Genomic DNA, 13509 nt, shown 5'->3' with positions numbered 1-13509 from the left:
GCCGTCAACTCATCCTTATTCTCAGCGATAAATTGCCGAAAACTTTGCACATCCGCTTGCGCCTTTTCGCTTTCCAAACCCGCGCTAATTAATTCATCTCGGCTGACAATATCAATCACCTGCTCAGAATTTTTTTGTAGCGCCTCCAACAACGTGCGGAAATCGCCATCATCAAAAGGCGCACAAGCTTTCTGGATGATCTCCGCTTCGGCTTTGGCGATGCTCTCAGGCGAGACGTCTGCCCATTTAACGCGCGCATGTTGAAGATGGATGTCTGGATCAACGGAATCCATCAAAGTGTGGATGATCTCCTTTAGCGGGATTCCGCCGGAAACACGGGCGATACGCTCCCGATCCTTGGGCTTGAGTGCCCTATCCAAACGGGAGAGGCGTCCCGCGAGCGATTCCAGTGAATCCGCATCCCGCACACCCATCGCCACCCGCTGCATCAACCTGGCGAAAGGCACCGTTTTCTGCTTCTCCAGCGGACGCATATCCGTTTTATCCTGCTCGCAAACGCCGACCGCATCCACGATCACAAAATGGGTTTTATGCCCCGCATCGGCCGTCACCGCCCGCAAATCCGTATCCGAAATCACGCGTGTGCCGCGCCCCTTCATCTGCTCAAAATAACCCTGCGAGCGGATCATGCGCATGAAAAGCAGGCACTCGAGCGGCTTGATATCGGTGCCGGTCGCGATCATATCCACCGAAACCGCAATGCGCGGATTGTAATTATTGCGGAAAGAAGCCAGCAGCGTTTCGGGTGTTTCTCCTGTGGTTTTGTAGGTGATCTTCTTGCAAAATTCGTTCCCCTTGCCAAACTCCTCGCGAATGATATTGGTAATATCTTCGGCGTGCGAATCATCTTTGGCAAAAACCAGCGTCTTGGGCACTTCGCTGCGCCCGGGAAAAATCTCCGTAAAAAGCCGATCTCGAAAGGTTTGCACAACGGTACGAATTTGGTCAATCGCAACCACATCGCGGTCGAGTTGGTTGGATGCGTACTCAAGGTCTTCTTCCAGCTCCACCGCCCAACGATCTGCGCGCGATTTTTTATCGCGTTTATCCACATATTCGCCCGCATCCACCTGGCTGCCCTCCTGCGTGATCTTCGTGCGGATGCGATAGACTTCATAGCCGACATTGACGCCATCCGCAACCGCGCGTTCATGGGTATATTCCGTCACCAAATTCTGGTTGAAAAATCCCAGCGTATATTTCGATGGCGTGGCGGTCAGCCCGATCAGGAAAGCATCGAAATACTCCAATACCTGCCGCCAAAGATTATAGATTGAACGATGGCACTCATCCGTAACGATGAAATCAAACGCTTCGATGGGGATCTCGGGATTATATTCGACAGTTAATCCCCCTCTCCCGCTCGCGGGGGAGGGGTTAGGGGTGGGGGCGGTGAGGGCCTCAAAGAGCGATTCTTCTTCGTTCTCTTCTTCATATTCCTCGCCCCTCAACATCGAATACAGCCGCTGAATGGTCGTGATCGTTACCTTGCTGACGGGGTCAATCATATTGCTCGTCAACCGCTGGACGTTATACAACTCGGTGAATAAACGCCCATCATCCGGCGTGCGGAATTTCTGGAACTCCGCCAAGGTCTGCTTGCTGAGATTATTGCGATCGACAAGGAAAAGAACGCGCTTCGCCCCGCCATGCTTGATCAGCCGATAAATAAAATTCACCGCCGTAAAGGTCTTCCCGCTGCCCGTCGCCATCTGGATCAAGGAGCGCGGTCGCCCCTGCGCCAAAGATTGCTCCAATTGCGAGACCGCTTCAATCTGCGCCTTCCACAACCCCTTCTCAATCAAAGGCGGCATCTCGCGCAATCGTCCGCGCAACGTAGGGGCGGGGTCGCCCCGCCCAACAGAGAGCCAATCCCTCAGCGTCTCTGGACGATGAAAAGAAAAGACCCGCCGCGAACGATAATCCGGGTCACGGATGTCGGTAAAATGCGTCTCCACGCCCGTGCTTTCATACGCAAAAGGCAGCGGCAGCTCCACATGCGGAATATCATCTGGAAAGCTGGTCTGATACTTCGCCGATTGCTCCGAAACCCCGCTGAGCGTTGTTCCCTCGGGCTTTGCCTCCACCACCCCAACAGCCTTCCGATCCACAAAGAGCAGATAATCTGCTTCCCCGCGCCCCGTCGGAAACTCGCGCACAGCCACCCCAATCCCTGCGCCGAGGTTGAGATGTTTATAATTCTGCACAATCCAACCGGCGGCGGTCAGCTTCTGGTCGATGATCTTACGGGCCTGTTCTTCGGGTGTGGGCATGGGATTCCCCTGTAATTTGGCTAGCTGGAATGGAATCCATATAAGTGTAGTGCAAAAGCGTGCGAAACGCAATTATCTGAAGACTTTTTCCGCTCTTAGCCCCCCGTTAGGCACCACTTATGCGAAGTCTCTCAGGGTCAAGCCGTCGTACAAGAGCAGTTATATTAAGGAATTATCCAGGTAAGTTTTCATCAGCGTGTTGAAATTTTCATGGAATACATCCAACCAGGTCTCGATGAAACTGCGCGATTCAAACATGGGCAGCAAATCTATGGCAAGGGTACGCTTTGGAATGTAGTCAATTTTTTCCTGCAAGGCCAGCATAGCACTTTGTACTGTATATGGTTTTCCCCCATCTTGTGCGAGTTTTTCTTCAAGCGGCCAGATGCGCTTCTGCATAAACCAGAGCAGATCGTAAAAATCACGTCCCTTGACAGTAGCTCCGCTTTTTCCGCTCTCAAAGGAGCGTTCCAGGCAAGCCAGGATTTTGCCCGCCAGCATGGTTTCCAGCGAAAAATGACTGGCGACCAGACTGCGCCCATATACCATAACTGGGGTGCGTTGAACAATACACACCTGATCGTGATGGCTAATTTCTACTTTGAGATGTAAGGCTTCACTGGCATGTGGAGAAAGCCCTAACTCATAGAGCAGCGGAAATTTGAGCGTGATACGCAGGATGCCACCAGCCCCTTCCTGTTGCTTGGCAGAAATATCTGTGTAACCAAGCGTTTGTTGAAAATGAGCCAATAAATCTACGTGAAGATTGCTCAGTTCCAGCCCGGTCTGGTTATCAAAGTCCAGGTCTTCGGAAAGACGATTGAGTTCATAAATGATATGCAGGCAAGTGCCACCGTAGAAGTTCAATTTGCGATAGGCGGCGTGGTTGTACAGAAAATCCAGCACATGCGCCTGAAGCACTTCCTTGAGAATAATGCGTTTGGTTTCAACAGCCAGAAGCGGGTCTTTACTATCCAGCACGTTTTGCATGGTTTGGATCAAGGTCGCCATACATATTTCTCCAGGTTGGTAAGGATGTTGCGCATTTTGGGTTTGCCACTGATAGCTACATATCCAGCGAATTCATCACGTTCTTGGGGCGTGAAATCATCCAAATTCAGGCGCAGTTCTTCGGCCAGATTCGCGCGGGTATCCAGGGGGCGCAGGTACAGATAATCAAACAGCGCTTTTGCCAGAGTAGCTTGCGCATAGGGGATGCCATAGGCCTCTGCGATATGAAAGCCTCGATACAGCTCAGGCCGGATGTGGCGGTATACAAAATCGCCTGCCGCATTATCAATGGCGTGCGTATTTTTAGTGGTGATGGCAGTGATCGGGTAGGTGATTTCTGTCAGGATACCGTTTTGCTGTAAGACGTACTCCAAAGATAGATACGACTGTGGTAACAAGATGGCGCTGATGATGGCTGAAAAAGCGGCATCTTGCCGGTGCCGCTCATAGAAGCGGCGGTGCATATAAACGCCATTTTTCAGGCGAAAGATTTGCCCGGCTTTCGCCCGGCGCGAGAGCGCCACCCGCGCGGAATGATCGTTGGAAATCGAATCCCCTGCCATTTGTCGAAATCCGGCGATGGTGAAATAGGGCAAATTTTCGAAGGAAGAAAGAATTGAATTGCTCATAATTTATATTGGATAATATACATATCTTGTATATTATCCAATATAAATATCAGATTGACAAGGATGGTTTTCAGCAGAAGGTTTAGCTTATCCGCCCGGCTATATCACAAACCCCTTCACCTGCCATGCGCATTAAAATCTCTGGCACTGGCCCGACAGACGTCATTACCAACAAAACCTTGCCTGGCAAAGCAGCTTGCAAATCCTGCGAAGGATCCACATCGGTATCTATATTCATTTCGCGGTGACGAATATACCCAATAGTCTCACCGTCTAGACGCGCGAAAACACCAAATGGCAGCACTTTCTCGACAACTGCATCCACGGTCTGACCAACTTTATACTTCTTCATTTAGGTTCTCTCATGCTCGTATTGTAGAATCAAGCTGAGATCAAGGATGTGACAGTATATTACAGTTTTCAGCAATTTCCCCAAAAGTAAGGTCTTGTTACGTATATAGATGTACTCCACATTTTATGAAGGATCCAAAACGGCATTCTCCCTTAGATCAGCTATGCAAGATTGGATTTCTTCATCCAGATCAAAATGTTGGTAGATCCTCTGGACAATGACTAACCTTTCGATCCATTCAACCTCACGTGTTGTATAAGGCAAAGGAAACTCTTTCCTTTCGTAAATCCTGTGAACCCCCAGATATAATTCGCCTGCTCTCCATGCGAGTGCTACTAGTTCACCATCAACTCCCAATGCTCGATCTAATTTTAGAATATCAGAGAAAATGACTCTATCACCAATGTTTGATTCCAATTTAATTAACCCTGGGTGAGAAAAATCGATCCTGCTGCTGAGAGCCCTCAGGGAAAGGTTACTAGCTATTCTCTGATTTCGGATATAGGCCCCAATATCCCTCATTAGCAGTACCCCCCCTGATAGATAGATTTTTCTAAGTTTATCAACGCCAATATCTATCGGATAGCAAAGATTTTCATATAGAGATCCTTCTCGATTATCAACTGACGGAAAAGTAAGCAGAGTAATTGCTTCATCCATTAGTACTGCTATGGTTTCATCTGCCCATGATGTATAGTTCTTCAAATAGTGTTTTATCCATTTTGCAATAATAATTCTGGCATTTTTCCTGTACAGGATGAAATGGACAAAGCTATCAATATCGCTAAACTTTATGACTGGATATTGGTACGATTCGGTTTTTTCTTCTAGATAGATGCTTGGCAGTGGAAATTTGCTATCAATAATTTTCTCACTAAATAATGAAGTAAACGAGTAATTCATCCCATGCAACATTCGAATCAAGGAAAATAACGTTAGGGCCGAAACTCCGTTCTCGATGCGGCTCAATTGTGAATGTGTGATACCTGCTCGATTGCCAAGCTCAGTTAAAGAAAGTCCCTTACTTTTCCTGACATCCTTGATCCAATTTACGATTGATTGTGATAACTCTTCCATAATATTTCCTTGACTTTTAGGTAATTATCCGTATAATAATGGTAACTGTATGCACAGTTGTCCATCAATAAGGAAGCCATTATGTCATTACAAGAATTCGAAAAATATCTAAGGCGGACATTGGGTCGTGCTGATTCAACAGTCTACTCATATGTACGGGATGCTATGCGATATCATAGTTTTCTAGAGCAAATTGAGATAAATGACGTAACGATCAATCAAGATCTATTTGAAGATTTCATTGCATGGCTGAGGAACACCAACCTATCCGAATCTACAGTTGAACGTGTCGCCTATGGCGTATACCGTTATTGGAAATTTTTATATCGCCAAAGGCTGGCTCCTACACCAGAACCCATGGAAAACATGGAAATCACCTTTCGCAAAATCATCAACCCAACTCCTCATATCGCGAACGACACAATGGATCATCTTATGGGAGATTTATATGAGAGACTTCGAGAAATTTGGTGAGTTTATTACTTTACGTGATCTATCAATCATTCATCTAATTCGGCACTCGGGAAAATCTATTCAAGAGAGTTTACAATTTCAGCGAAAAGCAATTGAAATAATCAACGACGAGATTAATATCCAAAATTCAAATTCATTTCCATTATCGAAGTTATGGATGGAATTTCTTCAAAGGCGGGATGAAATGTTTCCTGAATCGGAACATCTATTCCCCACCCTAAATGGCAATCTATATCTGCCGGGGAAGTTTTCTAAAAGATTTCGAAAACTTGTTTTCCAAGCTGGTGTTCAGCCAATCCATAACCACCCGAGCGATATTTCTCAAAAACAAGTAGAAAGATTGAATTTTCTTCGATTCCATTATCAACGCCAGCGGTACCAAATCATCCTTACTATGGCGTTACTGGATTGCAATGCTCTACGATCTTCAGAAGTTGCCAACCTCAGGAAACGAGATATCAATTTGGACGACGGAATCATAATCCTTGAAATGACCAAAGGTGGAATGACTCAGTATGTGCACATTCCTGAGTACCTAATCGAACCATTACGCAAATTCACAAACTATTTGTCACTCGATGATAATCTTTTCATAAAATTGAATGGTAATAAATGGACACGAAAAGACATTCACCGAGTTGTGAAACAATATGGAGAAGAAAGAGGCGTAAAGGATATTTACCCACGCAGAATTCGGACAACCATTGCTCGCAACCTCAGGGAAAACGGTGCTTCCCTTGATGAAGCTCGTGAATTTTTACGCCACAGCGAATTGAGAACAACAAGACTTTATTATGCACCTGATACTGTAGAAAGTCGCCGCCGTATCTTCAAGCGATATCATCCTCGATCAATATCTCTACGAAGCGAGTGATTCATGTATTCCAATGGTAAGGTACCAGTTAGTAGGAAAAACCTAACCCCAGGTCGACCGATAAGCCGCATTCTGTCGAGGACGATCATCTGTCTGGGATGCAGGTCTCCCCACACCTCGTGCAGCCTACCCGACGCTTCGACGGGGCGAGCAGCCCCTCGCGCCTGCTTGGCCTTGCTCCCGATGGGGGTTGCCTGGCCGCGGATGTTGCCACCCGCGCCGGTGGTCTCTTACACCACCTTTTCACTATCACCATTCACCCCGTGGGGGATGGCTACCTGTTTCTGTGGCCCGATCCAGGAAATTGCTTCCCTCCGGATGTTATCCGGCATCGCGCTCTATGGAGTGCGGACTTTCCTCAATCCGACAAAACATCGGACTGCGATCGCCTGGTCGGCCTGGGGAATTCGATATTACCATGAACTCAGGGGATGGGCTACGGGCTTCCAAAGTGATAAACTTATCGGCATGTCAAAATTTTCTTTTCTGAACAAGTTGCTTTGGGCCGGTGTGCACGTTGCAACGTTGGGACTTATGGCTGTCACATTGGGCGGTTTTCTGGGGCGCTTGTGGTGGATTTTAGATTTACTTGCCCATTTCCGGGTGCAATACCTGGTGGTCGCGTTGTTGTTGCTGGCTGTCTCTGCGCTGGGTAAACGCGCGGGATGGAGCATCCTTTCTGCGGGGCTCGCCCTCATCAACCTAAGTTTGATCGTCCCGTTATTCATCCCGGTTCACGCCGTGGATGTAGAATCCCCCGAATATCGGTTGTTTTTGTATAATGTGCTGACCTCCAACCCTCAACACGAGCGGACGCGCCAGTTTATTGAAGAGAGTGATGCCGATTTTGTAGCCTTGCTCGAAGTCAACCAAAATTGGTTAGACGATTTGAGGCTTGAAGAACTGGGATATGTGCATAGTATTTTGATGCCGCGAAGCGATAACTTTGGAATTTCGTTATATAGCCGTTATTTAATTGAAGATGCACAAATAATTTATCTTGATATTTGGGAGTTGCCTGTAATTGTTGCCAGAATTATTCTCGATGAGCAGCCGACCACATTGGTGCTTGTGCATACAGTGCCCCCAAAAAATGAAAAGCTAACGCAGGTGCGTAACGCGCAAATGGATGCGTTAACGGATTACGTTAGCCATTTGGCTCCACCTTTCATTGCGGCGGGGGATTTTAATGTTACATCATGGTCGCCATATTTTGGTTCATGGATGGATACTGCTAATTTGTGGGATAGCCGACTCGGATTTGGTGTGCAGCCTACTTGGATGGGTATCCATCCTTTGTTTTCAATTCCTATTGACCATATCTTGATCTCAGAGGCTATCCAAGTACATGCTCATCACATTGGCCCTGACATCGGCTCCGACCATCTGCCCGTCATCGTGGACTTTTCAATAATAGACACAGATACCCTGAAGCGCACACGCGAACATAGATAAATGCTAATTTTTTAGGCGAAAAGATTTGCATATACTCCTCTCCCAATTTTGGGAGAGGAGCTAGGGTGAGGGTCGAAAATAGCTTTACACAATTTTTATACAGGCAGGAACCAAATTTCAAGGGGCGCGAGTATAATTCTGTGAATTTATTCCCGTGAGGTGCTTTTATGAAAACATTGGTGATGAAATTTGGCGGCACATCCGTCGGCAATGCCGATGCCATTCGTCAAACAGCGACAATTGTCAAGGAGTATGCTCCCCAATGGGAGCGCCTGACTGTGGTTGTTTCGGCCATGCGCGGCATCACCGATGCCCTCATCCACAGCGCTCAAGCCGCAGCCCGCGGCGACCAATCTACTTATCAGGGTTTGATTGCCGATTTGCAGGTGCGCCACTACGAAGCCATTATGGAACTGATCCCCTCCGGAGAAGAGCGTAAAAGCCTGCTCGAAATCGTCAATCAACACCTTAATGAACTCAGCGCCTACTGCAACAGCATCCACGTGCTGGGGGAAGTCACCCCGCGCGGTATGGATACCATCACTTCGTTGGGGGAGCGTCTGAATGCACGCGTGGTTTCGGCGGCTTTGCGCCAAATTGGATTGAAAGCCCAACCGGTAAACGCCACCGAACTGATTATCACGGATGCCAATTTTCAGAATGCTGTGCCGGATATGGAAGCCACGCGCAGCCGGACGCGCTCGAAGTTGATACCCTTTTTCGAGGCGGGTTCCATCCCTGTGGTGACCGGCTTCATCAGCGCCACCCCCGATGGAGTGATTACAACCCTGGGGCGCGGTGGCAGCGATTATACTGCTGCCATCCTGGGCACCTGCCTCGATGCCGACGAAGTCTGGACCTGGACTGACGTGGACGGCGTGATGACTGCCGATCCGCGCGTTGTCCCTGATGCGCGTGTTATCCCGGAGCTTTCTTTCAGCGAAGTTAGCGAACTGGCCTATTTTGGCGCCAAGGTGTTGCACCCCAAGACCATCCGTCCGATCATCGAGCAAGATATTCCCCTGTGGGTCAAGAATACCTTCAACCCCAGCTATCCTGGCACGCGTATCACCGCTGCACCCCAGAGCGACTCTGGGCAAGTGACCGCTATCTCGACCATTCCGAATCTGAGCATGGTCACCGTGGAGGGACGCGGCATGTTGGGTGTTCCTGGCATTGCAGCGCGCACATTTTCCGCCGTCGCCCGCACCGGAGCCAGTGTGCTGATGATTTCGCAGGCCTCCTCCGAGCAATCGATCAGTTTCGTGATTCCCACCGCCAACGCCACCGATGTCATTGCTTCGCTGGAAACAGAAATGTCGCTGGAATTAACCCGCCGCGATATTGATCGCATCTGGTCGAAAGATGATGTCACGATTCTAACGGTAGTCGGCGCGGCCATTCGCAACACGCCCGGCGTGGCGGCGCGCATCTTTGGCGCGCTGGGCAAGGCCAATATCAACGTGATTGCCATCGCCCAAGGTTCATCGGAGTATAGCATCTCGCTGGTTTTGACCGACGCCGATGCGGAAGAAGCCATGCGTGCCATCCATACCGAAATGTTGGTCGAAGCATAATGAAGCCACTCAGAGTTTTTTCTCTGTGATCTCTGTGGCTTAGGAAAGCACTCATATTTTGTGGTGATTATTATGAACAACAACCTATCTCAAAAAATACCTGTGGCCGTGCTGGGCGCTACTGGCGCTGTCGGTCAACGTTTTGTGCAATTACTCGCCGATCATCCCTGGTTTGAAGTTGTAGCCCTGACTGGCTCTGAGCGCAGCATTGGCAAGGCTTACGGCGAAACCCGCTGGGTGCTGGATGGTGATCCCCCCGCCGCGGCGCGCCAAATGACCATCTCCCGTTCCACGCCAAATTTGCCCGCCAAACTCGTTTTTTCGGCCTTGCCTACGCAGCATGCCAAAGAGATTGAGCCGCGCTTTGCCGCCGCCGGTTATGCCGTTTGCTCGAATGCATCGGCCTATCGTCAGGCGACGGGCGTTCCGCTGATAATTCCCGAGGTCAACGGCGACCACCTGGCGATGATAGAACGTCAGCGTGCAGAACATGGCTGGCCGGGGCTAATCGTCACCAGTCCCAATTGCACTACATCCGGCCTGGCGATGACCCTCAAGCCCCTCGATGATGCCTTTGGCGTGCGCCAAGTGATTGTCACCACTATGCAGGCCGTCTCCGGGGCGGGGTATCCGGGTGTATCGTATCTGGACATTGACGGCAACGTGATCCCCTATATCGGTGGGGAAGAAGAGAAAATTGAAAATGAATCCCGCATTTTGCTGGGGCAGATTGAGAATGGCGAGCGCGTGGCCGCACCGTTCCGCGTCAGCGCCCAGGCTAATCGTGTCCCGGTGTTTGACGGACATACCCTGAGCATTGCCGTGGATTTCGAGCGCAAACCCACCCCCGGGGAAGCCGCACGCGTTCTGGCCGAATTCCCCGGTTTGGATTTGCCCAGCGCGCCGTTATACCCCGTTGTTGTCCGCACTGAAGCCGACCGCCCGCAGCCGCGCCGCGACCGCTCCGCCGCTGAGGGCATGGCTGTCACCGTCGGGCGCATTCGCGAGTGCCAAATTCTGGATTTGCGCATGGTCAGTGTAGTTCACAACACTCTGCGCGGCGCGGCCAGCGGCTCGATATTGAACGCCGAGTTGCTGGTGGCGGAAGGATATTTGGAGTAATGCTCAACGCAAAGTCGCTAAGGAACAAAGACACAGAGAAAAACATCAAAAACCCTTGCGTCTTTCCGGCTCTGCATCTTTGCGACCTTGCGTTAAAATTTCTGAAAGGATATTCTCAATGAAAGCCTACGGAAAAGCGAAAGTCAGCGATTTTCTGGGTGACGCGATTGTGTACCGCAATTTGCAGCCCCTCGACGCGCGCCTGCCATCGCTGGGTGATTTACATGAAACAGTCGGCTTGCCTGCCGGGGTGGTGCCGCGCAAAAGCACCAATGATTACGCCCGCGTCGTCGCCCAAATTCTGCGCGCCGGGCGAGCCCTGGATGCGCCGCAAACTCCAATTCGTCGCGTGATTTTTCTCGGCGACACGCGTCTCAACGATGGCACCGCGTTTGCCAATATCTGCGCCGCGGGCGGTTGGCCGGGGCTGGCCTTTATAGCCGCTGAGAAACCGGATCAAGCTCCATCCTTCGAGATGGAACAACGTGGCGCGAACGCCCATGTCTACATTGCCAATCGCTGGGCAGCCCTGCCCGATTTCGCCGCCTACTGCGCCGCGCAGAATTTCCCCGTGGACGAAAGCACCGCCGTGCTGGTTGATCTTGATAAAACTACCCTGGGCGCGCGCGGCCGCAACGACTGCGTGATCGATCAGGTGCGCGTGGATGCCGCTTTTCAGACGGTCAGCGTGCTGCTGGGGGATGATTTTGATGCCCCGGCATTCGAGGCATCCTATCGGGAATTGAATAAAGTTGAGTACCATCCCTTTACCACCGATAATCAAGACTACCTGGTTTACCTGTGCTTGATTCTTGGCAGTGGTATCTTCTCGCTGGAGGGGTTGATTGACGATATTCGCTCAGGGAGGGTTGCCTCGTTTGAGCGTTTCCTTACCGAGGTGAGTGCGCGTGCAACCGAGCTGTCTGCGGCATTGCAGGGAATCCACCACGATGTGCAGACGCGCGTCGCTGCCGGGGATCCCACCCCCTTCAAGACTTTCCGCCGCAACGAATATCGCGCTACGGCCGCTCGCATGGGGCAGTTGGGAACAGAATCCACTGTGGAGCAGAAACTCGCTGAGGAAATTGTCATCACCCGCGAGGTGTATACGCAGGCGCTGACCTGGCTCAATCAGGGTGCCTTCATCTTCGGGTTGTCCGATAAACCCGATGAGGCCTCTCTCCCCGAGGCAGAACAGGCCAGCCAGGGGGCTCAGCCCATCCACCGAATTGAAACGGATGTAGTAGGCGAGTGAAGATGGGGCGCACTTCCAAAAAGTGCACCCCACCTGGATCGGAGGTAGATATGTATTCCAGTTGGTACCAATGTGTGCGCGGCTGCGGGCGGCGTTACCCGATTTACGATGTGGTGTATCGCTGCGAAGATTGCGGCGGGCTATTGGAAGTGGAACATGATGTGGATGCCCTGCGCGACCGCTCCGCCGATGAATGGAAAGCGCTTTTTGAACAGCGTACGCACACGCATACCTGGCCGTATGGCAGTGGTGTGTGGGGAAAAAAAGAGTGGGTCTGCCCGCAAATCGACGATGAAAATATTGTTTCAGTTTATGAAGGGCATACTAATTTGTATTGGGCCGAGCGTCTGGGTAAAGAATTGAGTTTACCCGAACTGTGGGTCAAACTGTGCGGCAATAGCCACACCGGCTCTTTTAAAGATTTGGGCATGACCGTGCTGGTTTCGGTACTCAGGCAGATGATTAGCGATGGCGCGCCGATTAAGGCTGTAGCCGCGGCATCGACGGGGGATACATCGGCTGCCGTGGCGGCCTACGCGGCGGCCGCGGGCATTCCGGCGATTGTGTTGTTGCCGCGCGGCAAGGTCTCGATTGAACAGTTGATCCAGCCAATTGCCAACGGGGCTACGGTACTCTCGTTGGATACCGATTTCGACGGCTGTATGGCAATTGTCCAGCAAATGACGCAGGACCCTCACATTTATCTGGCGAACTCGATGAACTCGCTGCGCATGGAGGGGCAAAAGACGGTTGGCATTGAAATCGTTGAGCAGTTCAACTGGGAAGTCCCCGACTGGATCATTATTCCTTCCGGCAATTTAGGCAATGTCAGCGCATTGGGAAAGGGCTTGTTGCTGATGAAAGAACTTGGTTTGATAAAGCGGTTGCCGCGCCTGGTGGCGGCGCAGGCTGCCCACGCTAATCCGCTTTACCAGAGTTTTCAAACAGGCTTTGAGCAGTTTATGCCGATGACGGCTAAGAAAACTCTTGCCAGCGCCATTCAGATCGGCAATCCGGTCAGCTACGAGCGCGCTGTGCGAGTGCTACAAGCCTTTGACGGTATCGTTGAACAGGTTACCGAAGATGAACTTGCCAATGCGGCTATGCGCGCCGATAAAACCGGCCTGTATGCCTGCCCGCATACCGGGGTGGCGCTGGGGGCTATGTTCAAACTGCTGGAACGCGGCGAAATAAAACCCGATCAGCGTGTTGTGGTTATCTCCACAGCGCACGGACTCAAGTTCTCGCGTTTCAAAGTCGATTATCATCAAGAGCAGTTAGTTGATGTTGTCTCGCGCTATGCTAACCCGCCGATTGAAGTCGCAGCCAATTATGGTGCAGTGATGGATGCAATTGGCTAGAATTTGGGCATATTTTATGCTATTTACT

The 13509-nt window shown here is 50.6% G+C and carries 12 protein-coding genes and 1 other RNA gene; 7 read left to right on the top strand and 6 right to left on the bottom strand.

What is annotated here, in order from left to right:
• The 5 genes from HN413_14580 to HN413_14560 form a co-directional block, all read right to left on the bottom strand.
• The coding region (locus HN413_14580; GenBank protein MBT3391621.1) for a DEAD/DEAH box helicase family protein at positions 1–2294 on the bottom strand (2294 nt) is incomplete at its 3' end.
• A 159-nt stretch (positions 2295–2453) separates the two neighbouring features.
• Positions 2454–3305, bottom strand: a complete 852-nt coding sequence (locus tag HN413_14575) for a nucleotidyl transferase AbiEii/AbiGii toxin family protein (GenBank protein ID MBT3391620.1) — start codon at positions 3303–3305, stop codon at positions 2454–2456.
• Positions 3293–3934, bottom strand: a complete 642-nt coding sequence (locus HN413_14570; GenBank protein ID MBT3391619.1) for a hypothetical protein — start codon at positions 3932–3934, stop codon at positions 3293–3295. The genes HN413_14575 and HN413_14570 overlap by 13 nt, the downstream gene beginning before the upstream one ends.
• An 82-nt stretch (positions 3935–4016) precedes the next feature.
• Positions 4017–4286: a S1 RNA-binding domain-containing protein gene (locus tag HN413_14565; GenBank protein ID MBT3391618.1), complete on the bottom strand. Its 270-nt coding sequence runs from the start codon at positions 4284–4286 to the stop codon at positions 4017–4019.
• Positions 4287–4409: 123 nt separating this feature from the next.
• A complete protein-coding gene (locus tag HN413_14560) occupies positions 4410–5363 on the bottom strand; it encodes a helix-turn-helix domain-containing protein (protein ID MBT3391617.1) in 954 nt (317 codons plus the stop codon).
• Positions 5364–5444: 81 nt separating this feature from the next.
• Here HN413_14560 and HN413_14555 point away from each other — a divergent pair, with 81 nt between their 5' ends.
• Both HN413_14555 and HN413_14550 read left to right on the top strand, forming a co-directional pair.
• Positions 5445–5837, top strand: a complete 393-nt coding sequence (locus tag HN413_14555; protein ID MBT3391616.1) for a site-specific integrase — start codon at positions 5445–5447, stop codon at positions 5835–5837.
• Positions 5812–6711 carry a site-specific integrase gene (locus tag HN413_14550; protein ID MBT3391615.1) on the top strand — a complete coding sequence of 300 codons (900 nt, stop codon included), beginning with the start codon at positions 5812–5814 and terminating at the stop codon, positions 6709–6711. Before HN413_14555 ends, HN413_14550 begins: the two co-directional genes overlap by 26 nt.
• A 45-nt stretch (positions 6712–6756) precedes the next feature.
• Here HN413_14550 and rnpB read toward each other — a convergent pair.
• Positions 6757–7112: RNase P RNA component class A (rnpB, locus tag HN413_14545), an RNA gene on the bottom strand.
• 133 nt (positions 7113–7245) lie between these two features.
• Here rnpB and HN413_14540 point away from each other — a divergent pair.
• From HN413_14540 to thrC, 5 genes are all read left to right on the top strand, one after another.
• Positions 7246–8166 (top strand): hypothetical protein, encoded by a 921-nt coding sequence (locus tag HN413_14540; GenBank protein ID MBT3391614.1) that lies wholly within the window; start codon positions 7246–7248, stop codon positions 8164–8166.
• 167 nt (positions 8167–8333) lie between these two features.
• Positions 8334–9743, top strand: a complete 1410-nt coding sequence (locus HN413_14535) for an aspartate kinase (GenBank protein ID MBT3391613.1) — start codon at positions 8334–8336, stop codon at positions 9741–9743.
• A gap of 72 nt (positions 9744–9815) precedes the next feature.
• The gene (gene asd / locus HN413_14530; protein MBT3391612.1) at positions 9816–10865 is read left to right on the top strand and encodes an aspartate-semialdehyde dehydrogenase; all 1050 of its coding nucleotides are present in this window, start codon (positions 9816–9818) and stop codon (positions 10863–10865) included.
• A 118-nt stretch (positions 10866–10983) separates the two neighbouring features.
• Positions 10984–12120, top strand: coding sequence for a hypothetical protein (locus HN413_14525; protein ID MBT3391611.1), 1137 nt, complete (start codon positions 10984–10986; stop codon positions 12118–12120).
• 50 nt (positions 12121–12170) lie between these two features.
• Complete coding sequence (gene thrC / locus HN413_14520) at positions 12171–13481, top strand: threonine synthase (GenBank protein ID MBT3391610.1); 1311 nt, start codon at positions 12171–12173, stop codon at positions 13479–13481.
• The last annotated feature ends 28 nt before the right edge of the window (positions 13482–13509 follow it).

Source organism: Chloroflexota bacterium (genome assembly GCA_018648225.1).
In the GTDB taxonomy this organism is placed as follows: Bacteria; Chloroflexota; Anaerolineae; order Anaerolineales; family UBA11858; genus NIOZ-UU35.
Note: the sequence above shows the minus strand (reverse complement) of the source record. Positions and strands in the feature narration are given on the sequence as shown.

What these genes read in the sequence shown, in the direction of transcription:
- HN413_14575 (MBT3391620.1), bottom strand. Translation starts at nt 3,305, where the DNA reads ATGGCGACCTTGATCCAAACCATGCAAAACGTGCTGGATAGTAAAGAC.
- HN413_14570 (MBT3391619.1), bottom strand. Translation starts at nt 3,934, where the DNA reads ATGAGCAATTCAATTCTTTCTTCCTTCGAAAATTTGCCCTATTTCACC.
- HN413_14565 (MBT3391618.1), bottom strand. Translation starts at nt 4,286, where the DNA reads ATGAAGAAGTATAAAGTTGGTCAGACCGTGGATGCAGTTGTCGAGAAA.
- HN413_14560 (MBT3391617.1), bottom strand. Translation starts at nt 5,363, where the DNA reads ATGGAAGAGTTATCACAATCAATCGTAAATTGGATCAAGGATGTCAGG.
- HN413_14555 (MBT3391616.1), top strand. Translation starts at nt 5,445, where the DNA reads ATGTCATTACAAGAATTCGAAAAATATCTAAGGCGGACATTGGGTCGT.
- HN413_14550 (MBT3391615.1), top strand. Translation starts at nt 5,812, where the DNA reads ATGAGAGACTTCGAGAAATTTGGTGAGTTTATTACTTTACGTGATCTA.
- HN413_14540 (MBT3391614.1), top strand. Translation starts at nt 7,246, where the DNA reads ATGGCTGTCACATTGGGCGGTTTTCTGGGGCGCTTGTGGTGGATTTTA.
- HN413_14535 (MBT3391613.1), top strand. Translation starts at nt 8,334, where the DNA reads ATGAAAACATTGGTGATGAAATTTGGCGGCACATCCGTCGGCAATGCC.
- asd (MBT3391612.1), top strand. Translation starts at nt 9,816, where the DNA reads ATGAACAACAACCTATCTCAAAAAATACCTGTGGCCGTGCTGGGCGCT.
- HN413_14525 (MBT3391611.1), top strand. Translation starts at nt 10,984, where the DNA reads ATGAAAGCCTACGGAAAAGCGAAAGTCAGCGATTTTCTGGGTGACGCG.
- thrC (MBT3391610.1), top strand. Translation starts at nt 12,171, where the DNA reads ATGTATTCCAGTTGGTACCAATGTGTGCGCGGCTGCGGGCGGCGTTAC.